This is a genomic window from Streptomyces sp. H27-D2 (assembly GCF_035828615.1).
GTDB lineage: Bacteria > Actinomycetota > Actinomycetes > Streptomycetales > Streptomycetaceae > Streptomyces.
In genome coordinates this window covers 32831-57194 of record NZ_JAYMZR010000038.1, presented here as the reverse complement: position 1 = coordinate 57194, position 24364 = coordinate 32831, and the positions used below count along the sequence as shown (strand labels likewise).

Below are 24364 nucleotides of genomic sequence, written 5' to 3'. Positions count from 1 at the left end.
CGACCACTCCACGCCAAGGGCTGGGGGCTGGGGGCTGGGGCCGACGAGGGCTCAGGAAGCCTTCCCGGGCTCGGGGCCCGATTCGGTGCTCCCGAAGCGGCGCTCGAACTTCTCGATGCGGCCCTCGGAGTCCACCACCCGGGCCTGCCCGGTGTAGAACGGGTGGCTCTCCGAGGAGATCTCCACATCGACGACGGGGTAGGTGCCGCCGTCGTCCCACTCGATGGTGGTGTCGCTGGTGGCCGTCGACCTTGTGAGGAACGCGTATCCGGCGCTCCGGTCCCGGAAGACCACCGGACGGTAGACGGGATGGGTATCCGACTTCACGGCTTGCTCCTCGCTGTGGCTGACGGGTGTCCGGGTGTCCGGGTGCTGCGAAGGGCGCCGGGGCGGGCCAGGCGGGTCCCGGTGGGGGCGCCGCGCAGCCGTGCGAACCGGCAGCCCCAGGCTAATCCGCCCTCCGGCGCTCGGCATGTCCCGCGCGCCGCCCCGCACCCCGTCCGCGCCCGCGCTCCCGCCCCCGTAGAGCCCGTACGAGCAACAGCGCCGCCGTGAGGGCCGCGGTCGCGGCCAGGGTGATCAGCCAGTTGCGCGGATAGTCCAGGGGCAGCACCGACGCCTTCGGGGTGCCGGGCCGCAGCAGCACCGGCAGCGCGACCGCCGTCAGCAGCGCGGCCACCAGCAGCCCGCCGCGCACCACCCCCTTCGCGCCCCTGGAGACCGGCAGCAGGGCCAGCAGCAGTCCGACGCCCAGCACCAGCGGCGCGATCAGCCCGTCGTGCGCGACCACCGACCCGGCCAGCCACACCACCGCGGCCCACGGCTCCCTGACGCGTTCGTTCGTGAACAGGATGAACGCCCCGATTCCCATCAGCGCGACACCCAGCGCGCCTGCCGTCATCCGAGCCGCACGCATCACAGCACCTCCAGACTGTTCACCCATTTGGTCTGCAGCACGCCGGGCCGGTTCGGCGCGATGATCCGCGCCGGGTAGCCGTGATCGAGCGTCAGCACCTCTCCGTTGAGGCGCAGCGCGAGCAGAGTGAGCGGATCGCGGGCGTAGTGGTGCCCCATCTCCATCACCCGGTAGTTGCCCCGCCGCTCCATCGAGACGACCCGTACCCGGGCGCCGGCCGGCGCGCCCGCCCGGTCCAGCAGGTCACGGACCCTCACCCCGGTCCAGCGGGCCGACTTGCTCCAGCCCTCCACACACGCGATCGGCAGCGTCACCTCCCGCTGCGGCAGCGCCCTCAGCTCGGCCAGGGTCAGTTCGTACGGCCGGGGCCCGTCCACCCGCAGCCGCCAGTCCCGTACGGAGTCGCGGCTCACCCGGGCCCTGGCCGCGGTGCGGTTGACCGGCAGGCCCTGTGCGCCATGATCGGGGTGGCGGGGAGCCAGCAGATCCAGGTCCTTCAAGGGAGTGAAGGACTGGCCGACCGTGGTGAGGGTGACCGCGCCGACCGCCGCGCCGACCGCTGTCAGCAGGGACCGCCGGTCGGGGCCGTCCTCGGCGGGCAGCGCGAGGGTGCCCGCCGAGCGGTTGCTCCAATGGGCGGCGATCTCGGGGGCCTTGACGGCCAGATGCAGGACCAGGGCCCCGATCATCAGCCAGCCGACCGCCCAGTGCGTCGAGATGAAGGAGAACGGCCACGGGTACCACTGGGCGGTGTTCAGCAGTCCGGTGAACAGCTCGAAGACCGCGGAGGCGACCAGCACCGCCACCGACAACCGCTCCAGCGCGTGCCGCACCGACCGCAGCGGGGGCAGGACGAACAACCGCGGGTAGACGGTCCACAGCTTCGCCGCGAGCAGCGGGATCGCCGCGGTCCCCACGGCCACGTGCAGCCCCTGGGTGAATCGGTAACCCCACGCCGGGCGGCTCGGCAGCCGATTGGCGAGCACGGCCGGAGGGTGCTGGAGGTAGTGACTGAGGACTCCGGTCACGAAGCACACCAGGACGGCCGCGCCCAGCCAGCGGCCGATCGCCGTGGCGGTACGCGCGTCGTGCAGCCGGCCGGAGAATCGGGGCGGGCGGAGTCGAGGCTTCATGCCGTCCATCAGACCCCCCCGACCTGGTGCCAGGGGGTGGTAGGACGCCTTACGAAACGCGGACGTCTGGGGTGCCGCAACCCATTCGGCCGAGTGCTCGGCTCAGGCTCCGGAGCCCGGCCCCGGCCCCAGCCCCGGTTCCGCGTCCCCGAGCGGCGCGAAGTTCCGTTCGACCGCCTCGTCGGTGACCGCTTCCAGCGTCGGCGGCGACCAGCGGGGAGTGCGGTCCTTGTCGACCACCTGGGCCCGTACCCCCTCGACCAGGTCCGGTCCGGCGAAAAGCGCGGTGGACACGCGGAACTCCTGGTCGAGCACGTCCTCCAGGGTCGCCAGCGCGCGGGCCCGGCGCAGCGCGCGCAGCGTCGTCTTGAGGGCGGTGGGGGAGTGGCCCAGGATGGCTTCGGCCGCTTCCTTGGCCGCCGGTTCCCCCGCGGACAGCAGGCGCTCGACGATGGCCTCGACCGAGTCGGCGGCGTAGCAGCTGTCGATCCAGTCCCGCTGCCCGGCGAGTTCGCCGGCCGGGGCGGGCTCGGCGAAGGCTCGTGCCGCGGCTTCGGGTTCGTCGGTCGCGAGCGCCTGGAGGAAGGCGTCGAGCCGCTCAGCCGGTACGAAGTGATCGGCGAAGCCGCACAGCAGCGCGTCGGCGGGGCCCAGGCGGCCCGCGGTGAGGGCGAGGTGGGTGCCGAATTCGCCCGGCGCCCGGGAGAGCAGCCAGGTGCCGCCGACGTCGGGCACGAAGCCGATGCCGACCTCGGGCATGGCGATCCGCGAGCGCTCGGTGACGATCCGCACGCTGCCGTGCGCCGAGACTCCGACGCCGCCGCCCATCACGATGCCGTCCATGGCCGCGACGTAGGGCTTGGGGTAACGCGCGACGCGGGCGTTGAGCCGGTACTCGTCGCGCCAGAATGCGAGGGACTCGCGGCCTCCGGCCAAGGCGTCCTCGCGGATCGCCCGGACGTCGCCGCCGGCGCACAGGCCCCGCTCGCCCGCGCCGGTGATGACCACGGCGCGCACGTCGTCGTCCCGCTCCCAGGAGGCGAGGGCGGCGTCGACGGCGCGGACCATCGGGTGGGTGAGGGCGTTGATCGCGCGCGGACGGTTCAGCACGATCCGGCCCACCCGGCCGTCCTTGCGGACGAGCACGGTCGCGTCGTCGGTGGGGGTGGGCATGGGGGCGGTTCCGTTCTGTCGCGGTGCTGCGCCGGCCGGCCCGTGCCGGGCGGTCCGTGTGGTGTGCGAGCCGCGCTGTCCGCGCCGCTCGGCGGGCGATCTTGCCGTCACCCTAGTGCGCGGGCCGGCGGCGCCGGACGGCGGTGGGGGGGGCCCCCCCGGGGTCCACGGGAGGGCCGCCCCACCGCCGTTCCCGGCTCTGTTCCCACCGCCGTTCCCACCGCCGTTCCCGGCACGGTTCCACTGCCGTTCCCGGCGGCTCCGCGTCCGGCGGTTCCGGCCCGACGCGCCCGTTCCCGCTGTTCGTCCCGTCCCACCGGGCGGCCGATGGGGGGCGCTCAGCCGGTCGTGGGGGCGCTGTCCCGCAGCTGTGCGCCGGCGCGTGTGATGAACGTGTCCAGCACGCCGTCGCCGACCTTGGGCGCTACCTTGCCCCAGCTGTTGCGGGGCGGGTCGACCCGTACGTCCCGGGCTTGCCGCTGCGCCGCGTCGGACTCGGCGAGCAGCGCTCGGGCCTTCACCTCGTCACCGCCCAGCCGAGCGGTGAGCGCGTCCAGCACCTTCACCAGCGCCTTGCCCCAGAGCTCGGTGGCGTCCAGCCAGGGTTTGGCGTCGGTGGTGAAGCCTGCTTCCACGGAGCCGGCGCGGATGGCGCTCGGGGCGCCGCTGACGGATTCCGCGTACGGGCGCAGTCCGGCGACGGCCCGGCTGCGGTCGCCCGCGTCCCAGGCGGTCCAGAACTCGGCTGTGCGGCGGGCGAGTTCGGGAGCCTGCGGCTGCCAGGGGGTGGCGCCGAAGGTCGGCGCGAGGTGTTCGAGGTCACCGAAGACGAGCAGCGCGTCCGTCGCCTTGCGGTCGTCGCCCGCGAGATGGGCCATGGCGCGGGGCCAGTTCTTCGTCGCGTCGTACGCCCGGTCGTTCCAGCTGAAGTCCGCCGCGCCGAAGACCGCGACCTTGCTGGCGTACGGCTGGTTCATCGGGTTCGCGACGATCCCCGTCAGCCGCTCGGACAGCCCCGCCGCGCGCTTGTCGTACGGGGCGAGCAGCAGCCGGCCGCTGGTGTTGTCGAAGTCGTTGACCGGGTAGTTGTCCCACACGAAGACCTTGCGGCCGAACAACTTCGCCGCCGCGTCGGCCTGTTCGTTGGTGATCACCGGCGGTACGACGTCCGTTCCGGTCCACATGATCTCGATCCTCGGGTCGAGGGTGGCCCGCAGCGTCTGCTTGTAGGCGGTGTCGGTCAGGTCGCCGTACTCGGTGGGGACCATGTGCAGCGGCTGGGCGCCGTCGTGGGTGGCGATGAAGTCGCGCTGTACGTCGTTGAGCAGGGCGGCCTGCGCCGTGGCGGCGGCCGCTCGGCCGGGCGCGCCGTACGCGCTCTGGTCGCCCGCGCAGTTCCATTTGGTGTAGCTGATGTCGTCGAGCGGGATGGAGAAGGCGCGGGTGCCGAGGTCGTACAGCGCCTGCAGCTTGGCCTTCAGCGCCTTGCGGTCCGCCGGGTCGGAGTAGCAGATCGAGGTGCCGGGGGACACGGCGAAGGTGAAGCGCACATGATTGGCGGTGGCCCGGTCGACGAGCTTGCCCAACTCGGCCAGTTTGTCCGCCGGGTAGGGGTCGCGCCACTTGCCGCGGTGGTACGGGTCGTCCTTGGGCGCGTAGATGTAGGTGTTGGCCTTCACCTCGCCGTAGAAGTCCATCTGGTCGAGCCGTTCGGCCGGGGTCCACGGCTGGCCGTAGAACCCCTCGATGGTGCCGCGCAGCGGCATGGACGGGTAGTCGCTGACCGAGACGCCCGCGATCCTCCAGCCCTCGGCGTCCCCGCCGCGGTCGGTTCGGTCGCCGCGCTTGCCGGGGCTCGCGCGCTCGCCGTCGCGCACGAAGAGCCGGCGCAGCGTCTGCACGGCGTAGAACAGCCCTGCGGTGTCCTTGCCGCCGAGAGAGACCCGCTCCTGGAGCCCGCCGCCGCGCACCCGCAGGGCGTAGCCCTCGGCGCGGTCGGGTACGTCGGTGCCGATCAGGTCCTCGGCGATGTCCGGCCGGGTGGCGGGCCCCAGCCGTACGGTGAGCCGGCCCGCGGTGGAGAGGGGCAGGCTGTCGGGGGAGACGACCTCGACGCTCTGCGCGCCGTGCGACCGGAGTTCCTGGACGAGCAGTTCGCGGGCCGCCGGGTCCGTAGCGGCGTCGGCGACGACGAGCACGCTCTTGCTGACGGCCGCGTCGTCACCGGCGAGCCGGAGCGACTGCGGGGTGGGGGAGACGGACGGCAGCGCGGCGGCGTCCCCGGCGCTCTGGCCCTTGCCGCTCTTTCCGCCCTTGCCTGCCTTGCTGTTCTTGCCGTCGGGCGGTGCGGCGGTGCTCGCGGTGGCGGCTGGGGCGAGGCCGCCGACGGTCATGGTGATCGCGATGGCGAAGCAGGTGCTCAGCGTGCTGGTGTGTCTTCCCATGGACGACTCCAGAGTGGTCTAGACCATCAAGCCGACCGTTAGCCTTGCCCGCGATGCGAATGACTGTCAAGGGGGCGCGTGTGCCGGTCCGGACCATCTTCCTGGCTGAACTTCGCTGTCGCCAACGCGCGGACCGGCGCGGCGCGGCTCCGCGCGGGGCGGGGGCGGAGCCGCAGCCCGGCAGGGTGTGACCCGGAGAGCCGCCGCCCGGCAGGGCACGCGTGGCTTACGGCACCGTGAACTCGCACCACACCGCCTTGCCCGTGCCGCGCGACTCCACCCCCCAGCGGCCGGCCAGCGCCTCCACCAGCAGCAGCCCGCGCCCTGAGGTCGCGGCCTCGCCCGGACTGCGCCGCTGCGGCCGGGTGCTGGAGCGGTCCTGCACTTCCAGGCGTACCCGGCGCGGCGTCCCGGGCAGCAGCTCCAGGCCGACCAGCGCGCCGCTGTCGGTGTGCATCAGCGCGTTGGTGATCAACTCGACCGCGATCAGCTCCGCGTCGTCGATCACGCCGTCCGCCCGCCAGCCCGAGAGGGTGTGCCGCAGCGCCAGCCGCGCCTCGACCAGCCCCTCGGGGTCGGCCTGATGGACGTGCAGATGGAACCGGGGCAGCGCCGAAACGCCGTGAGCCGCCGCCCGGCGCAGCAGCAGCAGCGCCATGTCGTCCTCGGACCCGGTGCGCTCCCACAGCAGGTCGGAGAGGTGGTCGGCGAGCTCTTCCAGGTCCTTGGGGCCGTCGCGCACGGCGTCGGACAGTGCGTCGAGTCCATAGACGATGTCCCGTCCGGGACGCTCCACGAGACCGTCCGTGCAGAGCAGCAGCGTCGCGCCGGGGTCCAGTTCGAGCTGGGTCTCCGGATACGCCTCCTGGCCGAAGGCCGTCGCGAGCCCCAGCGGCAGCCCGCCCCGCACCGGCGGCCAGCCGACGTTGCCGACGGCGTCCACCGCGAGCGGGCCGATGTGGCCGGCCCGGACCATGTGCACGATCCCCGAGAGCAGGTCCACCTCGGCGTAGGTGCAGGTCGCGAAGCGGGCGGTGTCCAGTTCGGCGAGGAAGTCCGAGGCGCGGGAGAGCACGGTCGAGGGCGGATGCCCCTCGGCGGCGTAGGCCCGCAGCGCGATGCGCAGCTGGCCCATGACGGCCGCGGCGTGGGTGTCGTGGCCCTGTACGTCCCCGACCACGATGCCGGTCCTGCCCTGCGGCAGCGGGATCACGTCGTACCAGTCCCCGCCGATGTCGCGCCCGGTCTTGGCCGCGTGGTAGCGGACGGTCACCTCCCCGCCGCTCAGCCGGGGGATGCGCCGCGGCAGCATCGCGGCCTGCAGCCCGGTCGCGAACTCCCGCTCCTGGTCGAAGAGCATCGCGCGCTGGAGGGACTGCGCGATGACGCCGGCGAGCGCCAGGCAGAGGTTGCGGTCCTCCGCGGAGAACTCCCGCGGGTTCTGGAAGAACAGCCCGAGGGCCCCGATGGACCGGGCCTGGGCCACCAGCGGAAGAAACGCGGCGCTGCCCACGTCGAAGGGCTCCAGGAAGCGTTCCACCTGCGGGTACACCGTGCCGAGCTCGTCGGAGGTGGCCAGGAACTTGGCCCGTCCGGTGAGCGCGGCCTGGGAGAGCGGGAGGTCCGCGTCGAGCCTGGCGAGCTGTAGTTCGTCCAGTTCGTGCGCGGGCCCGCCGGTCAGCCCGATCACCTTGATCCGCTCGCCCTCGACCAGCCCGAGGGCCAGCCCGTTCGCCCCGAAGCGGTCCAGGCTGCCCGCGCCGGTCAGCACCCGCGTGACATCCCGGACGGTCATGGCGCGGGACAGCGCCTCGGTGGTCCGCTGCACCATGGCGGTCTGCCGCCGTCGGTCCTCCTCCAGGATGCGGACCCGGTCGGAGTGCGCCAGCTCGGCGGTCGCGTCCCGGACGATGCCGATGACCCGGTGCGCCTTCCCGTGATCGTCCCGCAGCACCCGGCCCTGGGTGTGCGTCCAGCGGCGCGACCCGTCACGGCAGTGCAGCCTGAAGTACGCCCCGTACGACGGCTGCCCGTCCTGCAACGCCTCGGCCAGGGCCTCGTCGAGCCGGTATCCCTCCTCGGGCGGAATGCGGTGCGCCAACGCGTCCGGCGTTCCGTCGAACTCCTCCGGGAGCAGGTCGAAGACCTCCAGGCCGGCGGCGTCGAGGAGGAAGGTCCCCAGGTCCAGATTCCAGTCGAAGCTGCCGATCCGGTTCAGCGCGAACGGGTCGCCCGGGTCGGCGACCCGGTCCTCGCCGCCTTCCGGGGCCTCCGGATGCTCCCCGTGCTCCCGGCCGCCGCTGTCTCCCGCGCCCGCGGAGTCCCGGCCGTCCCGGCTGTGCGCCTCTGCGTGCACCTCTCCGTGCGCCTCGCCGGTCGCCGGAGCGGCCCGCGGGGGGCGTCGGTAGCGGCGCGTCGGGGACCGGGGATCGTACGGGTCCCGCGACGGCTGATCGGATGGAGCCATCCCAGCCCTCCCGGTGTGTGCCCGTGGTCTGTCGCGACCCGGCGCGTGGGAGCGCCCCATGCACACGGATCAACAGTAACTTTCGGTTGCTTCCGGGGCATCCAGGGCGGGTGTGCGGCTGGTCGGGTACCGGGGCGGACGGAGCGGAGGGCGGGACGGTACGGGAGGCGTGGCAGCGCCCGTACGGGGCCGGTACGGGGGCGTGGCCGTGCCGGTACGGGGGGCGTGGCTGTGCCGGTACGGGGCAGGCGCGCGCGGCGGCGGCCGGGCCGCCGGAGGGGCGCGCGGTGGAGGGCGCGCGTCGGAGCGTACGACAGCGGTCCCCTGGGCTCGGCCGCCCCCCACCCGGACATCCCCGCCCCCCGCGCCTGCTCCGGGGCGTCAGACGGCCTGCGGCACCGGTTCGCCCGTGGTGACGCTGTGCGCGAGGGTCGCGGCGGACGTCTCGATGTCCACCGTGTAGGCGTCCAGCGTGAGCCGGCCGGCCGAGGCCTTCAGCACCATGAAGCCGAGCTGGGAGAAGTCCTGCCAGCGCGCCGGGTGGTCACCGTGCGCGCGCCCGTCGCCCGCCTTGCCCGACGCGCCGCACACCGCCTGCCGGGTGCCGGCGCTGCGGACGGTCGGCTCCAGGATCTGCAGAGTGTGATCGTGGCCGGAGAGAATCAGGTCGGCCCGCCCGCAGACCACCTCTTCGTAGAGCTCCTTGAGGTGGACGCCGCTCGTGTAGTGGCCGATCTCGAACCCGTCGTACGAACCGGCGCTGCCGTGCTTGCCGTTGTTGAGGTACGGGTGGTGGCCGAGAACGATCTTCCAGGTCGCGCGGGAGGACGACAGCGCCGAGTCCAGCCAGCGGCGCTGCTCGCGCATGTACGGGCCGTTCCACCGGTAGCGCGGGTCGGTCTGCATCACCGTGGAGGCGACGGGATTGGTGTCGAGGGCGAAGAACTCGACCAGCGGCGGGGCGTCCGGGTCAGGACCGGCCGGCAGCGGCACCGAGTAGTAGCGCGCGGGCATATGCCAGCGGGAGGAACGGGCCGAGTAGGCGACCTCGCGGTCCCCGCGGGAGGGGTTGCCGCCGCTGCCGGGTATCAGGCCGGAGCAGTCGTGGTTGCCCAGCACCATGAGCCAGGGGACGTCGATCCCGGTATTGGGCTCCTCGAACTTCGTGCTGAATTCCGAGTCGTGGTCGGATTCGGGGCCGTTCTCGTAGATGTTGTCCCCGAGGCCCACCGCGAGCCGGATTCCCTCCGTCCGGCAGATCTGCCGGGCCGCCGCGGTCACCGCGTACTGGGTGGCCGACCCGGTGCCCGCGTCGCCGGTGACGAGCACCGCGTACTCCCCGTCCGCGTCGGGGCCGGCGGGGAGCGGGAAGGGCGTCGCGGCGGCTCGCGCGGGGGCGGCCGACTCGGGTCCCGGTGACTGGGCCCGCGCCTGCCCGCCGGACGGCAGCACGCTCAGCGCCGCGCCCGCGACCGCCCCTCCCAGCAGCGTCCGGCGGCCCACGGTGCGCGGGCCCCCGGCGGCTGTCCCGGCGGCGGACAGCGGCAGGTTCTCGTCCAGGTCGATCCACTGATATTCGGTCAGATCCGCACGTGGCGGGATCAGGTCGTGATCACACATGGACGCTTTCTCCCATGCTTCGCGGCCCGGGTGGTGGCGAACTGATGAATGCCCTGTGGACGTACGTCGCCGATCTGCCGACGTGGAAAGACGTGGAGAGGTGTCGCCTCTTCCGTAGCCCAGCCAGAGGAGGCCGGAGTCGTCCTCGGTGGCGAGGGCCGCGCAGCGTCATGCCGGCCGACACGCGGGCTGAAACGATACGGCAGGTGCCGTGGCATTGCGGCCCTCACAGTGGGGAGGCAGGGAACGCTTATACGCAACACTGGCTGGGAGTGGTCTCGATGGTTGACGGTCCTCGCCCACTGATCCTGATCCGCGGATTCGGTGGTGCGGATGTGCAGGACGAGCAGCGCGACGCCTATCAGGGTTTCAACAATGGCACGGTATATCCCGAGCGTCGGGGTGAGAACTACATTTACGAGGGCTTCGTTTTGCGTGCCCTGAAATCCACGCGCTACCCGTACCGCGACGCGACCAACGTGGTCAGCTACTACCCTCAAGAGGTTCCCGCCCCACCTGAACACGATGGCTGGCCGGAGGGTCTTCTTCGCGGGACTGTCGCGGTCGACGTTCCGATGGCGCGTCAAGTCCTCGCCGGAGGTATCTCCGGGACCCTGTGGGTCTACCGCTACTACGACCTCCGGCCCCGCACCATCGAGTGCTACGGGAAGGGACTCGCCCGGCTCATCGACATCATCCGGCAGGGAGCGGAGCGGGTGAACGAAGAGTTCGCCGGGGTGGACATCGTCGCCCACAGCATGGGGGGCCTGGTAGCTCGCGCCGCTCTCACCCAGATGGGGAGCAAGAGCGAGGAGCTGATCCACCGTATTGTCACCCTGGGTACCCCACATCGGGGGATCGCCTTCCAGCGTCTCCCGCATTGGCTGGTCGGATCGCTGCCCAAGGCCGACGCCGCCGCGGATGAACTCGCGGCCTTCAACCCGGACGGAACGGGCTTCCTCAAAATCCCGTTCTCGTCGAGGAAGATCCTCACGGTAGTCGGTACCGACTACCGCGCCTACGGCGCCAAGGCCGCGAGCTCGGGCAACCGGATCTCCACACTTCTGGACGAGGGCACCCTCAGCTACAACCGCAGCGACGGCCTCGTCAAGCAGGCTTCCGCCCAGCTTCCGGGAGCTCCCCGTACCTTCATCCACAAGTGCCACGGCGGCCGGGATTCGCTGGCCACCTCTCGCGAGGCGTACGAGATCGCGATGCGTTTCTTCCACGGGACGCGCCACGTGCAGCTCTGGCTGGATCGTGCCAAGGTCAGGCGAGGCAAAGATCTCTTCGGGAGAAGTGAGTTCTACCTCGGCGTCTGCGTCAAACCTCGGTACGTCGACTTCGAGATCTTCCACCAAAGCCCCGAGGCGGAGAACTGCTACGGACCATTCCGGAGGGACGACTTCACGGACGACCTGCCCGAACTCGCCCAGGAGCTGAGTCTGCCGCTCTCGGCATCCGGTGACGACACCACAGGCTGGGCGGGACCGGACCGGTTGATCTGGGAAGGCTGGATCGACGGCTCCTGCAAACCGGCCGGAGTGGTGGACGAGAGCCTGGTCTTCCGCCTGGACGTCTACGTAGGTGAACGCGACGCGTTCGGCATCGGATTTTTCGACAACGTCGTCTTCCGCAAGCAGTACTACGTGCAGGCAGTGCCCGGGGATGCGGGCGAGGCGCCAACGCTGTACCTCCACACAGGCGAGAGGTTTCTCGCACCAGACGTCACGACCGACGCGTTGGAGGCTGCTGCGCGGGGGACGGACCCGGCGGTCAAAAAACTGGAACCGTCGAAAGAGACCTCGGCTACTTGGGCGTTCTCCGTCGCCGGCAGCGGATTCGACGCCGACCTGTCGGTGTCGATCACCGACGTGGTCCACGCCCAGCAGCGGGCTTCGGAGGCGGCACCGGTGGCATAGCGGCCAGTGAGCCGCTGGTCCCGGTCATGGGGCGGGAGCCCCCGTACAGCCGGGCCTGTTCGGCGCGCATGCCCTCGTCGGGATCGCCGGCGCTTACCACCCGGACGGGCGTCGGCCCGCCCCTCGTTCGGACCCGTCGAGATCGCTGACGCGCGCCGCGAAGCCGACACTGAAGACGCTCCGCGAACGTCAAAGCCGCACACGCTGGACGTAGCAGCCTGGGACGAACACCCAATACGGAAAGAGCCCTTCATGACCTCAGCGCCACCCAGCACCGCCTCCGTGGTGCTGTCCAAGGGCGGAGCGGCCCTGGTCGACCTGCTCGTCGACACCGCGGAGCTCGGGATCACGGTCACCGGCCCACAGATGCTCTTCGAGAACCTGAGCCTGCTCACCACCCTCTCCCCGTTCGAGGGCTCCACCGTGCAGCGCCTCGAAGAGCTCGCCGGGTGTCTGGAGGGCACCATTCACTGCGGCCTCATCGGCATCCAACAGGCGGAGATCAAGGTCGCCAAGCACCGCGCGGGCGCCACCCTCCAGATCGGCCTCGGCCCCGCGAGCATGTACCAGAGCGAGCTCGTGCTGCGGACGAGGACGGCGGAGACCTTCCGCGCGTTGATCAGCCGACTGCTGTCCAGCGACCCTTCGCGCCCGTTCTTCGCGGGCCTGCACGCGGTGCCGGCCACGGGTCACCTCGAACACCACCACGCGCCTGCCGGCGGCGGACGCCACGAAGGCGGTACGCACCACGAAGGAGCGGGCCATGGACATCCGTAAGAGCGCCGTCGATCTCACGGAGCAGGAGCGGGACCGATTTCTCGAAGCCGTCATCCGCCTCAAACACCGTCCAGCCCCCGGCGGTTCCGCCGGAGTCAGCGTCTACGACCAGTTCGTCGTCCTGCACGGTGCCGTCATGGCCGTCATCACGCCGGGGCTCCCACCTGGCGAGACCGTCAACTTCGCCCACTGGGACATCGGATTCTGCGCATGGCACCGGAAGTACCTCAGAGAATTCGAAAGGGCTCTCCAGCAGGAAGTCAATGGAGTCGCCATTCCGTACTGGGACTGGACCGACCACGCGGGCGCGGTCAATAAGCTCTTCATTCCGGAGTTCCTCGGTTCCCTGCACTCCGGTGTGCCGGGCCCGGTGACCGACGGAGTGCTGCGCGACCCTGTCCCCGGATCGGAGCGGCCGGCCTGGTGGCCCGCGGGAGCGGACGGGTTCCCGGTCCATCCGCTGTTGGAGGACACCTTCGGCACCACCCTGGCCAGGGGGAGCGCCGGGGTCGGCTGGCCTGCGACGGCAGCGCGGATCGCACAGCTTGAGCGGCTCGTCATTCAAGAGCCGGGCGTACACCCCCTGTGGTACTTCTGGCAGGTCCTGGAGGAAGGAAACGCTCGATTCGCTACACGCACCCACAACAGAGGGCACAACTTCATCGGGGGCCATATGTCCGGCGCCTTTTCCCCCAATGACCCTGTCTTCTGGTTGCACCACGCCAACGTGGACCGGCTGTGGGCCGACTGGCAGGAGCGCCGCCTCAGTGACGTCCCCGGTTCCAAGCCTGACGACCACTATCCGCCGTCGGATGAGCTGTCCCCCTTCACCGGCTCGGAGGCGCCCGCAGGGCACCGCTTGGACGATCTGATGTGGCCGTGGGTGGGCGGCGCGCCGGGCTTTGACGTCGACCTGGACCCCGCCGTGAAACCGCTTCTGCCGGACTTCTCCAGTGCCCCGGCAGCGATCGTCAGGGAAATGCTCGATACGGACGCGGTGGGATATCGCTACGACCCACCGGGAGCACCGTAAACGCGCTGTCGGGCACCGTCCGGACCGAAACTGACGCCGGACCACCGTGGGCGTGACGGGAGCCATCCGCGCGGCAGAGCTGGATTTCCCGGCTCGATCCTGCCCAGTGGCGAGGTCGGGTGAGGGCTGGTAGCTGTGGAGGGAAGGGGATTCCTTCACCTCGACATCCCGCACCCGGAAGTGCCGGCCTACGGCTGTGCACGGGTTGGAATGCTGATTGGTTCCTCCCTCCCGCGCCCAGCCCGCAAGCGCCACTCCCGACGGCAGGCGTAGGGAGCTGGTGGTCATGGCGCACGAACTCCACGCGCCCAAGGTCAAGATCGTCACGGGTCCACCGGAGGGAGGTTCCCTCCGGGAGCTGTGGGCGCGCCTGCGGCGCCCGTTCGTCGCAGTCTTCAGGAACCTGCGCACCCGGTGGCTGCTTCACCGGGGCATCACTCACGCCAGACGGTGGTGGAACCCCTTCTGGACCACCGTGGTGATCTTCATCCTCGCCGTTCTGACCCTGGCGCTTGTCCTGTGGGGGCTCAGGGGCCTGCTGATCATCATCCATCACCCCGTGGGGTCGTGGTGGGGGTTCGACCCGGACGACGCTTGCAAGAGCAACGGCACCTCGTGCGCAGCGGTCACCAGTGCGGTGATGCCGGTGTTCCTGCTGGCTTCCTCGACCGTGCTGTTCCTGGTCTGGCGGCTGTGGCGGGTCCGCCGGTTCTGCGCGCGCCAGGCCAGGACGGAGCCCGGTCGCTTCGTGCAGACGGCGGGCAGTCTCATGGACGAGGTGGTCGGGCGCGACCAGCTCTGCAACGCGATCATGAACAACCTGCGTGACAGGAGGGCCCGGCGCCCCCATGTCGTCGTCGGCAAGGTCGGGGCGGGCAAGACGGCGGTGCTGGTCCGTCTCGCCGAGAAACTCGCTGCCGAGGGAGCCGTCCCTGTTCCGGTCCGGCTGTGCGACGCCCAGGAGGAGCTGGACTTCTGCGAGCTGGCCCGAAAGCGTTTCCGCGCCATGGTGCAGCCGATTGTCCGCTCCGATGCCGAAGTGGACAGGATCTGGCGGTGGCTCCGACAGCGGGCGGACCGCATCGTGGTCCTCGCGGACGGTCTGGAGGAGGCTCTCAACCACGACGACCAGGTGAGCGGCGAGCGCGACAACCTGATCCGGGAGGCGATCCGCAGGGCCGGCGAGGAAGGGCTGCCGCTGGTCATCGCCTCACGGCCGCACGACCCGCTGCGTGCGATGCAGGCCGCCGTCTCGGAGCTGGAACCGCTGAGCGATGAGGCGTCGTTGCGGTACATCGCCCGCAGCGGCAGCTGGCGCTCGGATGCGACGCTGCTCGACCGGGTCGTGGAAGTCGCCAACATGGCGGAGTCCCCCCTCTACCTGCAGATTGCCAAGGACCTGCACAGCAAGGAGCTGCTGGAAGCGCTGTGGGCGGGGGGTGGGACTGCGGACCCCCTGCTCCATGACAGCTGGGCGTTGCGGGCGGACCTCCTGGAGAGGTGGATCGACGCGCTGGTCGACGGGGAGATCCACCCCGAGCTGCCCATCGACCACGACATGAGGCTGGCGGTGGTGGAGTACCTCTCCGCGCTGGCCTGCATCGGCCTCGCGTCGGACCGCGGCGACGTCGGACTCTGTGAACTCGACCCCTCCGTAGGCACAGGCCGGAACGGCGAGCCCGGGACCGGCGGCAAGAAGGCGCGGATGCCCGCCGGCGGGGAATGGAACGAACGCGTCGTCAAGACGCTGGACGAACACATGTCCAAGCTGCAGCAGCCACGCAAGCCGCGGACACCCGACTGCGGCCCGGGGGGCGGCAGCCCTCGGCCTTCGGACAGCCCGCAAAACGGCTGCGAGGCCCGGATCGATGTCCGGCTGGCTGCCACGTGGGGCACGCGAATGGGGCTGGTCCAGGAGAGGGGGGAGAAGGTCCAGTTCCAGCACAGCATCATGCAGGCCTATCTCGGTTCCCGTTTCCTGCCGAACGTCCTGGACAGCACACCGGTGAGGGACGCGTCCGGGGACACGCCGCCGGGTCAGAAGAAAGCGGAACACCGCCTCACCACGGCGCTGCGCCAGGGCGGACGGGAACTCCTCATAGCCCTCACGCTTCACTCCCGCTCGCTGGAGGGGCGGTGCAACGGCGCTGTCTGTAGAGCGGACGGGTCCGCGACATGCCCGGTCGTCATCATGCGCGAGCTGTTGACGATGCAGGCCACGGCGCTGCTGAACGAAGCGGAAGAGGCAAGGGAGATGCAGTACCGGTCGGGGTACCGGCGGGAGGCCGACAGCTCCGTAGGCGGGGTCGTCGACGACCGTGGCAGTCTGCGCCTGAGGGCGATCGAGATCTACGGCGCTGCCGTGGAGATCGACAGCGTCGAAACCGTCCAAGCGCAGGACGGCCTCATCAGGGCGATCAAGGACGACTGGGAACGCTTTGGACGGGGCGAGGACCCCGCGAGGCTCCGCGAGGCAAAACTCACCCTGGTGAAGCAGTGCGGAGCGGCAGAGCGCCGTGTGGCTGCCGACCAAAGCTGCAATCCAGCGTACCGGGAACTGTTCGCGATCGGCTGCCGTGAATTGGACTACCGAGTGCGCGCCGGGATCGCGCAGGAGATAGGAGCCGGTGGCGAGCAGGCGTACCTGGCGGTGGACAGCTGTGGCGCGAAGGGGGCGCTGGACAACTGTCTCCGCGCGCCCAAACTCGACGCGATCGACACCCGCGAACATGATCAGCACGGGTGCGATGCCGAGAAGAATTTCGACGGGGCGCAGCGAGGGACGGACGCGGACGGGGAGCAGACCGAGAGGGTGCACCGCGCGCTGCGGCGGGAGCAGGTGAGGAAGCAGGAACGGGAGGAGCGGAAGAAGGCCGAGGAGGAGGTCCTGGAGGAGAAGCAGAGGTGGTACGGCGACACGATGCGGGCCTGGGTCCTCCCCATGCTCGTCGACTCCGCCATGATGACCCGTCACCGCGGCACCCCACGCGACGACCTGGAGAACTGGGTGCGCGCCGCGACCGGGGAAGCCGACTCCCCGGCCTCTGAGGCCCCTCCGGGCACCAGCAGCGGCTTGGGCGTGGCGCTGGCCCAGGGGTTCAAGTACGCCGCCAACCGGCGGCCGAGCCTGCGGTCCGACAGACAGGCCCGGGAGTTCCTGGTCAAGCATGCCGAGGAGATGCTGAAGCGCAGCACCCTCTGGTACACCCGGCTCACGCTCCTGCATGCCTTGACCCTGTGGGCCCTGCCTGATGACGTCAACGAGGACCAGCCGATCCGCGGGCACGGGGCCGATCCAAGAGGCCAGGTCCAGGAGTGGCTGACGCTGGGTGAGGGGAGGCAGAAGGAGCACCCGCTGGTGGAGGCGGCCGGCGAGCTGGCGGTCCGCGCGCTGCAGACCCGGCGCCCCGAGCGGTTTTTGTGGATCGATGAGGCCGGCGTGGCTTCCGGTGTTGGCGCTGAGGTCGGCGTTCTCGGGGAGCAGCGGGCCCACAACCTGTGGATCCCGCAGTCCACCGGGTGGAGCACCCTGGATCCCATGGCCCAGCAGCTGCTGGCGGACGTGCTGCTGCTGCTGGTGCTCGGTGAGCGGGGATACCGGCCGAAGGACCTGTTCCGCTTCCTGGACCTCGCTTCCCGCGAGCGGACCCAGATCCCGTCCTGCATGAGCAGGGACCGCACCCGGCTGGACCCTGTACGGGGAGTGGAGCGCACTTTGCAGCCCGGGTCCAACTGCACGGACGAGTGCCGGCTGAGGATGTGCCCCTACCCGGCCAAGGTGGAGAACTTGCGGCTGGAGTTCAGCGAGGTCTTCTGCTTGCACCAGCGCGATCTGCTGCGCAGGTGGCGACCCCGGGCGTGGCTTTGCCTGCAGTTCCGGCGGGAGGCTCCTTGGCAGCGCAAGGTGCCGGTCGCCGGCATGCGCCGGTTCTGGGGCCAGATGGGCGACCGTGCGTGGGACGCGAACCCCGACGGCGCGGACGCCGCCCGCAGGCGCGTCGGCAGCTGACGCCGACAGCATGGGAGGAGGCGAGCGCGCGGACGGTCATCCTTCTTCGAAGACGAGGTCCTCTGGCGGGTGGTTCAGCCGCACGATGCTGCCGTTGGTGACGTCCACGATGGTGTCGAACCCGGTCGACTGCCCGTTGGACAGGATGAACAGCCGGTCGTCGCGCTGCGCCAGGTAGTCCGGGAACCCGGACAGCGAGGGATCGCCGTCGTTGAGTACGAAATAGTCCGCCAGCCGGCGGAACAGCTTCGGCATCAGCACCGAGGAGTCGGTCAGCGATGTCAGCCCGTCGAGCTTCGCCCCGCTCTCGGTCTTGTCCTTCGGCCACAGCCCCTTACCGGCGCTCCGGGCCGCCTTCGCCGCCTTGGACATCTCCTCGCGCAGGTCGACGTAGAGCTTGCGGTAGAAGGTGGGGTAGGCCAGGCCCTCGGTGAGCTGGTGGTGGTTCGCGGTCTCCTTCAGCAGAGGGACGTCGACGGGGATGCGGCTACCGCTGCTGCCCGGCGCCGCCCCGCGGCCGGCCATCGCCACGCACCGCCCGTACTTGTCAGCGCTGCGGGTCAGGATGTAGCCAGGCACCTCAGGCGGGACCGCCTCCGTGACGATCCCCTGTCCATTGCGCGTGACGTCCCTGAAGCCCAGCCACGTGAGCAGCTCGTCCGCGGCTTTCTGGGCGAATGGCGGCGGCTGGTGAAGTTCCGGGCCGTGCAGCGGGCGGTAGTGGGTCTCCAGGGTGTCAATGCCATCCAGGCGCAGCTGCGCGCCGCCGGACCGGTTGCGCCGCACCCGCCGGCCCCTGAGCAGGTCCCACTGGTCCGGGTCATTCGGATAGAAACGAACCGAGTCCCCGTCGGGGCTGGCCCCGAGTACCTTGTACGAGCCTTCGATCAACAACATCGGCATAGCTGCACCTTCCGATTGGGTCGCGTGCGCTGAACGGCGGACGGGAACTGAGACCAGCAGCCTCCTCAACCGCGGTTCCAATGTGACCAGCGAGCAGCCCGATCATGCCGTGGCGGGCCCATACGTGTACGGATATCACCCGGGCAGTGGATACCCAGCGGGCCGTTGGGCGGGCCTGCCCTTCGCCGGGGATCTCGTGCCGACCGGTGAGAGAAGTACCTTCGACCGCCTCCAGGATCCGCCCGCCGGGGGCCGATTTCAAGAGCCGTTCCAACGGCGGCGCTCGGTGCGGTGCTGAGCTGTCCGGGGGTGGTCGTTGCCGAGCGCTTGCCGGCAGTTGTCTTCCTCCCGGCGGCTCGCGCGCGGCGATAAGGACCGCCGCGCGGGTATCGGCGGTCTTTCGCTTCGCGGGTATCTGGGCGAGCATCAGCACAGAGGTCCATCGCCGGGACGAAGGAGTCCGCCTGATGCGTGAGCGGCGAACGCGGTGCGAGCACAGCGGGCCGCGGGACAGCCACGGACGGATCGCGGACCGCCGGCCCGAGGAGGCGCGACCATGAAGGTCGGGCTGCTGACCCGGGAGTTCCCGCCCGACGTCTACGGCGGCGCCGGGGTCCATGTCGACTTCCTCGCCCAGGAGTTGCGCGACCTGGTCGACCTGGAGGTGCACTGCTGGAGCGACGGCGCCTCGCCGCCTCGCCGTCCCGCGCCCCCGGCCTCGTACGGCACCGGGCCGCGGCCGAACTCGACGGCGCCAATGCCGCGCTGCGGACCTTCTCCGTCGACCTGGCGATGGCGGCGGCGCTGCACGGCAGCGAACTGGTGCACTCCCACACCTGGTACGCCAACCTGGCCGGCCATCTCGCGAAGCTGCTGCTCGGCGTCCCGCATGTGATGACCGCGCACTCCCTGGAGCCGCTGCGCCCATGGAAGGCCGAGCAACTCGGCGGCGGCTACGCCCTCTCCGGCTGGGCCGAGCGTACGGCGATCGAGGCGGCCGACGCCGTCATCGCCGTCTCCCACGGCATGCGGGCCGACATCCTCACCTGCTACCCGGCCCTGGACCCGGACCGGGTGCGGGTCGTGCACAACGGCATCGACACCGAGCTCTACCGGCCCGATCCGGACACCGATGTGCTCCGCGCGCTCGACGTCGATCCGGACCGGCCGAGCGTCGTGTTCGTCGGCCGGATCACCCGGCAGAAGGGCGTCACCCATCTGCTGCGGGCAATGCGCGAGCTGCCGCCCGAAGTGCAACTCGTCCTGTGCGCCGGGGCGCCCGACCCGCCGGGTCTGGTGGGTGACCCGGGCCGGGTCTTCGCCTCCATGGGCAACTACATCTTCACCACCAAGATCCTGCTCGACGCGCTGCACCAGGACGCCGAGGACCCGGGATCGGCGCACGACCTGGGCGGCAGCATCCTGCCGATGCTCACCGAGCGCGGCATGGCCCAGGTCTACGACTTCGACGACAACCACGTCCCCGGCGAGACGGCCCGCGACCACGGCTACTGGCGTGACGTGGGCACCCTGGACAGCTACTACGAGGCCCATATGGACCTCATATCGGCGCACCCCATCTTCAACCTCCACAACCAGCGCTGGCCGATCTTCACCTACCCGGGCCAGCTGCCCCCGGCGAAGTTCGTCTCCGGCGGCATCGCGGGCGAGTCCATCGTCGGACCGGGCCGCGTCATCCGGGGCCAGGTCACCCGCTCGGTGCTGTCGCCCGGTGTGATCGTGGAGGAAGGGGCCGTGGTCCAGGGCTCGGTGCTGCACGACAACGTCCGGGTCGGCCGGCACGCGGTGGTGCGGGGCGCGGTCATCGACAAGAACGTGGACGTGCCGCCCGGCGCGACCGTCGGGGTCAACCCCGACCGGGACCGCGAGCTGTACGCGGTGTCCCCGAACGGGATCATCACGCTGGGCAAGGGGCAGCGCGTGCCGTGACCGTTCCGACGGTTCGCCGGAACGGTCTGGATTGACCGGGCCCCGCGATGCGGCACGCTGGTGCCGTGATGCCCTTCGGCCAGGGTGTCCTCAAGCGCCGGGGGCGCCTCCCGGCCGGAGACCGGGGGAGGGCTGAATTCAGCACGCGCTCAGTACGGTTCCGCCAACCGAGCCTGCGCCCCCGGGATGCCGATGCCCATCAACACCGCCTCGGCGGAGCTGAGCTCGAGGCCGCTCTCCTGTCGCAGCAGAGCCCGCGAGAAGTCCTGGACGAACGCGGCCCGCGGCCGCCGCCGCTCGTACCAAGCGGTGAGGGCCGCGCCGAGAACGGGATGTTCGCGCAGCGACTCTCCGAGCACGACCGCGTCCTCCACCGCCATGGCCGCGCCCTGCGCCAGCTGCGGCACGGTCGCGTGCGCCGCGTCGCCCGCGATGGCGATCCGGCCGCGGAACCAGGGCTCGGCGACGGTGACTTGCTCCAGCGGCGTGTAGGCGACGGTGCGGGAGGACTTGACGGTGTCGGCTACCGCGCCGACCGTGCCCCCGAAGCCCGCCTCGACGAGCTGCTCGTGGAAGAGCTGCGGCAGCCGCTGCCGGTCCATCCAGGGGTTGCCCGGAGCGGGGACGACCAGCGCGATGTACATCGTCGAGGCGTCGATCGGCGTCAGCACCGCCTTGCGGTCACCCGCGCTGGACATGATGACGCGATCGACCTCGGCGGGACGCGGCACACTCGCGCGCCAGACCGCCTGTCCGGTCAACTCCGGTTCGTATGAGCTGCCGTAGAGGTGCGTCCGGAGCGGCGAGCGGATGCCGTCGAAGCCGAGGACGAGGTCGTAGCAGCCTTGCAGCACCGGGCTGTCGTCGGCGTCCGGCTCGAGGGCGGAGGCGGTCACCGTCACGGTGGCCGGGTCCTCGACGAGTTCGGTGATGGTCGCGCCGTAGTGGATGCGGGCCCCGGACCGCAGCGCCGCGCCGGTGAGGACCGCGGACAGCCGGGCGCGGCTGATCGCGTTGTGCGAGGGCGGGCCGTAGCCGGAGACCGGCGGCGGTATCGCGGTGGTCAGCCGGCCGTCAGGCGACCGGATGTGCAACTCCTCGAAGGAGAAACCGGCGGCCAGGCAGGCGTCACGCAGGCCCAGGGTCGCCAGCGCCCCCAGCGCGTTGGACGGCTGGATGAGCCCGACACCGGGAGCGGAGTCGGCCGCGCGCAGTTCCACGACGTCCACCTCGATGCCGAGCCGGGCCAGCGCGACGGCGGCGGTCAGACCGCCGATCCCGGCGCCGTGCACGAGCACGCGGCGGGTGCCGGCCGCTGAGTGTTCCTGGCGCATGGAGTCTCTCTTCCGCGAGCTGCTGCGAGTCGGGCGCACAACCGCGCCGCGCGCAGCGTAGGCGAACGGCTCGCCGCCGGGCCAGCCCCCCGGCACGGCGGGGCCAGCCCCCCGGCACGGCGGGGCCAGCCCCCCGGCACGGCGGGGCCAGCCCCCCGGCACGGCGGGGGCGGCCCGGCGGCACACGCTGAACTGGCCTGATGCCGAAGCGTGTTGCCGGCGCGCATCGCCCGAGCAGGCTGCCGGGGCGCGGCGTGTCAGGCCGGCAGGCCCCAGGGCGCCGAGTCGCCGTTGGCCGGTACATCGCGCGGCTGGGGCGAGACCTCGCTGCCGCGCGCGGAGACCAGCGCGGACTGGCCGCGCCGCAGCTCGATCGCGATGCGGCCGTCCCCGGCGGGCTTCCAGGGCAGTGCGCGGCCCGCGCCGTCCCTGACCCGGAGCGTGCCCCGGACGCCGTGCTGGAGCACCAGCGGGGCGCCCGCCTCGCTGGTCACCCGCACCCAGCGGGTCCGGCCGCCGGAGCGGTCGGCGTCCAGCAGGAACGCGCCCTGGGTGCGCAGCCCCGCGATCGAGGCGTCCGGCCAGCGCCGGGACACGGAGGGGAAGACCTTCACGACTCCGCCGTGGCTCTGCACCGCCATGTCCAGCATCGACTGGGCGGCCGAGAGCGGGCTCTCCAGCGCGAAGTTCCTGCCTTCCCGGTACATGGTGTTGGCCGTCAGCTCGCAGTCCGCGACGATATTGCGGTCGGTGAAGAAGGTCAGCTCGTCCAGCGCCCGCTCGGGCTCGCCCATCACCGAGCACATCGAGGACGCCGCCGCGAAGCTGTAGCCGTGCCACGCGGAGCGCATGCTCACCCAGTGGTCGTAGCTGCGCCGCATCAGGTCGCGGTCGCCGGTGCGGTCCCAGTCCAGTTCGCGCAGCGGGTAGAGCCACAGCAGATGCGAGAAGTGCCGGTGCGAGTCCGCGAGCGGCACGCCGGCGCCGATCAGGACGCCGGTCGCCGGGTCCTGGGCGTACGGAACGAGCCGGTCGGCGATGTCCCGCCACCGCTTGGCGCGCGGGTCGTCGACGCGCAGCAGGCGCGCGGACTCCAGCAGGGTGGTGACGCCCCAGCGGATGAGCGAGAGGTCGTAACTGCAGTCCGCGGCGTTCGCGTACTCGGGTGAGCGGGTCGTCGGCAGGTGCAGTTTGCCGTCCGGGCCCTCGTGCAGGAAGCGCGCGTAGAAGTTGACCGCTTTGGCCAGAATCGGGAAGAGCACATCCCGCAGAGATCCGATGTCCAGCGTGTGCCGGTAGGCGAGCCAGACGTTGTGCAGCCCCCAGGTGAGATTGCCGAAATTGTCCGAGACGTGACTCGAACCGGGCGCTCCGACCGTCCACTCCCCAGGGCGCAGCCGCCAGTCGGCCGGGTGGCCCAGGGCGCAGCTCTGCCCGTCGCGGTACTCCTCCGGGACGGACAGCGCGAGGTTGTCCTCGAAGCGGCGGAAGGCGTTCGTCACCGAGTCGAGTTCGAGGTGATTGGAGCCGTACATCGGCCAGCTGGCGATCTGCACATTGAGGTTCCACCACAGCGCGGTCCAGTTGTTGCCCACCTCGGGGAACCACGGCCCCCACTCCGACATGGCGGGCCCGGCCGCCCGCGTCGAGCAGGCCAGCTTGTACAGCTGGATGAGGTAGAAGCTCTGCAGCCGCTTGTCGGGTACGGACAGCAGGCTCCGCCGGAAGTAGTGGTGCCACCAGTCGCGGTGTTCGCCGACCAGCCGGTCGGGGTCGGCGGCCAGGGTGCGCGCGACCTCCCGTACGGCCCGCCGGGTCGACTCGGCGGGATCGCCGGGGAAGCCGTAGTCGAGGTGCAGGGCGAGCAGCCGGGCCGTGCCGGTGCGCCGCTCGCGCCAGGCGGTGCACCAGCCGCCGCCCGCGAGCAGCGGTTGCTCGGCGTACTCGGTGCCGCTCGCGGATCCGGTGCGCGGATCCGGGTTCGGGGTGTAGTCGGCGGGCTTTCCGCTGGTCCGGGTGGTGGCGGCGGGCAGCGGGACGAACGACCAGGTCGCCGATTCCTCGCCGTCGCTCGGCCGGGTGGAGATCAGCAGAGCGCCGCGCGAGGTGTGCACCAGGGCGGAGAAGGCGACGCTGCCCCGGGTGGTGGTGATGGTGCCGCGCAGCTCGGCGTCCCACAGGTCGAGGGTCCAGTCCACGGCGGTCACCGTGCCGGCCAGGGTGAGGGTGAGATGGCCCACGGGCAGCCGGGAGTAGCCGATGCCGGCCCGCCACTGGCCTCGCTGGTCCTGCACCTGGGTGTGGCTGATCATCACCTTGACGGTGTCGGCGAGCTTGCCCCGGTAGATCTGGCAGCCGAGGTAGCCGTTGCCGAGGAAGGGGGCCTCCCGCCAGTCGGCCGGCATCCGCCGCCAGCGCAGGGCGGCGGCGCGTACGGAGGTCTCGTACGCGTCCCGCGCGGCGGGCAGCCCGGACGCGCCGGGCGTACGCGCCGGGGCGGCCCACGCGGCGCCCCCGCCCGCGAGCCACAGCCCGGCCCCGCCGGCCGCGGCCGCCGCGCCGGCGAAGCTTCGCCGGGAGACGCCGCCGGCGGCGTGATCGGGGGCGCCGGAAACGGCGGGAACCTCAGGGAGCTTGGGAACCTTAGGAACCTCAGAAAACATGGTCACGTACATGCCTCCAG

General features: G+C 71.2%; 15 protein-coding genes. 5 read left to right on the top strand and 10 right to left on the bottom strand.

What is annotated here, in order from left to right; translation table 11 throughout:
- Positions 1-51: 51 nt before the first annotated feature.
- From QMK28_RS16745 to QMK28_RS16715, 7 genes are all read right to left on the bottom strand, one after another.
- A complete protein-coding gene (locus QMK28_RS16745) occupies positions 52-327 on the bottom strand; it encodes a type B 50S ribosomal protein L31 (RefSeq protein WP_326438641.1) in 276 nt (91 codons plus the stop codon).
- A 121-nt stretch (positions 328-448) separates the two neighbouring features.
- Complete coding sequence (locus QMK28_RS16740) at positions 449-916, bottom strand: hypothetical protein (protein ID WP_326438639.1); 468 nt, start codon at positions 914-916, stop codon at positions 449-451.
- The gene (locus tag QMK28_RS16735) at positions 916-2049 is read right to left on the bottom strand and encodes a molybdopterin-dependent oxidoreductase (protein WP_443050744.1); all 1134 of its coding nucleotides are present in this window, start codon (positions 2047-2049) and stop codon (positions 916-918) included. Before QMK28_RS16735 ends, QMK28_RS16740 begins: the two co-directional genes overlap by 1 nt.
- A 102-nt stretch (positions 2050-2151) precedes the next feature.
- Positions 2152-3222, bottom strand: a complete 1071-nt coding sequence (locus QMK28_RS16730; protein ID WP_326438635.1) for an enoyl-CoA hydratase/isomerase family protein — start codon at positions 3220-3222, stop codon at positions 2152-2154.
- A 338-nt stretch (positions 3223-3560) separates the two neighbouring features.
- Positions 3561-5666 carry a beta-N-acetylhexosaminidase family protein gene (locus QMK28_RS16725; protein WP_326438633.1) on the bottom strand — a complete coding sequence of 702 codons (2106 nt, stop codon included), beginning with the start codon at positions 5664-5666 and terminating at the stop codon, positions 3561-3563.
- Positions 5667-5892: 226 nt separating this feature from the next.
- On the bottom strand, positions 5893-8133 hold the full coding sequence (locus QMK28_RS16720) for a SpoIIE family protein phosphatase (protein ID WP_326438631.1): 2241 nt from the start codon (positions 8131-8133) through the stop codon (positions 5893-5895).
- A gap of 381 nt (positions 8134-8514) precedes the next feature.
- Complete coding sequence (locus QMK28_RS16715) at positions 8515-9753, bottom strand: metallophosphoesterase (RefSeq protein WP_326438629.1); 1239 nt, start codon at positions 9751-9753, stop codon at positions 8515-8517.
- A 281-nt stretch (positions 9754-10034) separates the two neighbouring features.
- On the opposite strand from QMK28_RS16715, the gene QMK28_RS16710 reads away from it, so the two are divergent.
- From QMK28_RS16710 to QMK28_RS16695, 4 genes are all read left to right on the top strand, one after another.
- Complete coding sequence (locus QMK28_RS16710; RefSeq protein WP_326438627.1) at positions 10035-11675, top strand: esterase/lipase family protein; 1641 nt, start codon at positions 10035-10037, stop codon at positions 11673-11675.
- Between the two features lie 252 nt (positions 11676-11927).
- Entirely contained in the window at positions 11928-12452 is a 525-nt protein-coding gene (locus QMK28_RS16705) for a hypothetical protein (protein ID WP_326438625.1), read from the top strand.
- A complete protein-coding gene (locus QMK28_RS16700; protein WP_326438623.1) occupies positions 12439-13485 on the top strand; it encodes a tyrosinase family protein in 1047 nt (348 codons plus the stop codon). Before QMK28_RS16705 ends, QMK28_RS16700 begins: the two co-directional genes overlap by 14 nt.
- A 286-nt stretch (positions 13486-13771) precedes the next feature.
- Positions 13772-17494 (top strand): NACHT domain-containing protein, encoded by a 3723-nt coding sequence (locus tag QMK28_RS16695; protein ID WP_326438621.1) that lies wholly within the window; start codon positions 13772-13774, stop codon positions 17492-17494.
- A gap of 36 nt (positions 17495-17530) precedes the next feature.
- On the opposite strand, the gene QMK28_RS16690 is transcribed toward QMK28_RS16695, so the two are convergent.
- Complete coding sequence (locus QMK28_RS16690; protein WP_326438619.1) at positions 17531-18397, bottom strand: thermonuclease family protein; 867 nt, start codon at positions 18395-18397, stop codon at positions 17531-17533.
- A 471-nt stretch (positions 18398-18868) separates the two neighbouring features.
- Between QMK28_RS16690 and glgA the strand changes: the two genes are divergently transcribed.
- A complete protein-coding gene (gene glgA, locus QMK28_RS16685) occupies positions 18869-20347 on the top strand; it encodes a glycogen synthase (RefSeq protein ID WP_326438617.1) in 1479 nt (492 codons plus the stop codon).
- Positions 20348-20496: 149 nt separating this feature from the next.
- On the opposite strand, the gene QMK28_RS16680 is transcribed toward glgA, so the two are convergent.
- Both QMK28_RS16680 and QMK28_RS16675 read right to left on the bottom strand, forming a co-directional pair.
- Complete coding sequence (locus tag QMK28_RS16680) at positions 20497-21681, bottom strand: FAD-dependent monooxygenase (protein WP_326438615.1); 1185 nt, start codon at positions 21679-21681, stop codon at positions 20497-20499.
- 257 nt (positions 21682-21938) lie between these two features.
- Positions 21939-24344 carry a glycosyl hydrolase family 95 catalytic domain-containing protein gene (locus QMK28_RS16675; RefSeq protein WP_326438651.1) on the bottom strand — a complete coding sequence of 802 codons (2406 nt, stop codon included), beginning with the start codon at positions 24342-24344 and terminating at the stop codon, positions 21939-21941.
- Positions 24345-24364: the final 20 nt, after the last annotated feature.

What these genes read in the sequence shown, in the direction of transcription:
- QMK28_RS16710 (WP_326438627.1), top strand. Translation starts at nt 10,035, where the DNA reads ATGGTTGACGGTCCTCGCCCACTGATCCTGATCCGCGGATTCGGTGGT.
- QMK28_RS16705 (WP_326438625.1), top strand. Translation starts at nt 11,928, where the DNA reads ATGACCTCAGCGCCACCCAGCACCGCCTCCGTGGTGCTGTCCAAGGGC.
- QMK28_RS16725 (WP_326438633.1), bottom strand. Translation starts at nt 5,666, where the DNA reads ATGGGAAGACACACCAGCACGCTGAGCACCTGCTTCGCCATCGCGATC.
- QMK28_RS16740 (WP_326438639.1), bottom strand. Translation starts at nt 916, where the DNA reads ATGCGTGCGGCTCGGATGACGGCAGGCGCGCTGGGTGTCGCGCTGATG.
- QMK28_RS16695 (WP_326438621.1), top strand. Translation starts at nt 13,772, where the DNA reads ATGGCGCACGAACTCCACGCGCCCAAGGTCAAGATCGTCACGGGTCCA.
- QMK28_RS16700 (WP_326438623.1), top strand. Translation starts at nt 12,439, where the DNA reads ATGGACATCCGTAAGAGCGCCGTCGATCTCACGGAGCAGGAGCGGGAC.
- QMK28_RS16730 (WP_326438635.1), bottom strand. Translation starts at nt 3,222, where the DNA reads ATGCCCACCCCCACCGACGACGCGACCGTGCTCGTCCGCAAGGACGGC.
- QMK28_RS16680 (WP_326438615.1), bottom strand. Translation starts at nt 21,681, where the DNA reads ATGCGCCAGGAACACTCAGCGGCCGGCACCCGCCGCGTGCTCGTGCAC.
- QMK28_RS16690 (WP_326438619.1), bottom strand. Translation starts at nt 18,397, where the DNA reads ATGCCGATGTTGTTGATCGAAGGCTCGTACAAGGTACTCGGGGCCAGC.
- QMK28_RS16720 (WP_326438631.1), bottom strand. Translation starts at nt 8,133, where the DNA reads ATGGCTCCATCCGATCAGCCGTCGCGGGACCCGTACGATCCCCGGTCC.
- QMK28_RS16735 (WP_443050744.1), bottom strand. Translation starts at nt 2,049, where the DNA reads ATGAAGCCTCGACTCCGCCCGCCCCGATTCTCCGGCCGGCTGCACGAC.
- QMK28_RS16715 (WP_326438629.1), bottom strand. Translation starts at nt 9,753, where the DNA reads ATGTGTGATCACGACCTGATCCCGCCACGTGCGGATCTGACCGAATAT.
- QMK28_RS16675 (WP_326438651.1), bottom strand. Translation starts at nt 24,344, where the DNA reads ATGTTTTCTGAGGTTCCTAAGGTTCCCAAGCTCCCTGAGGTTCCCGCC.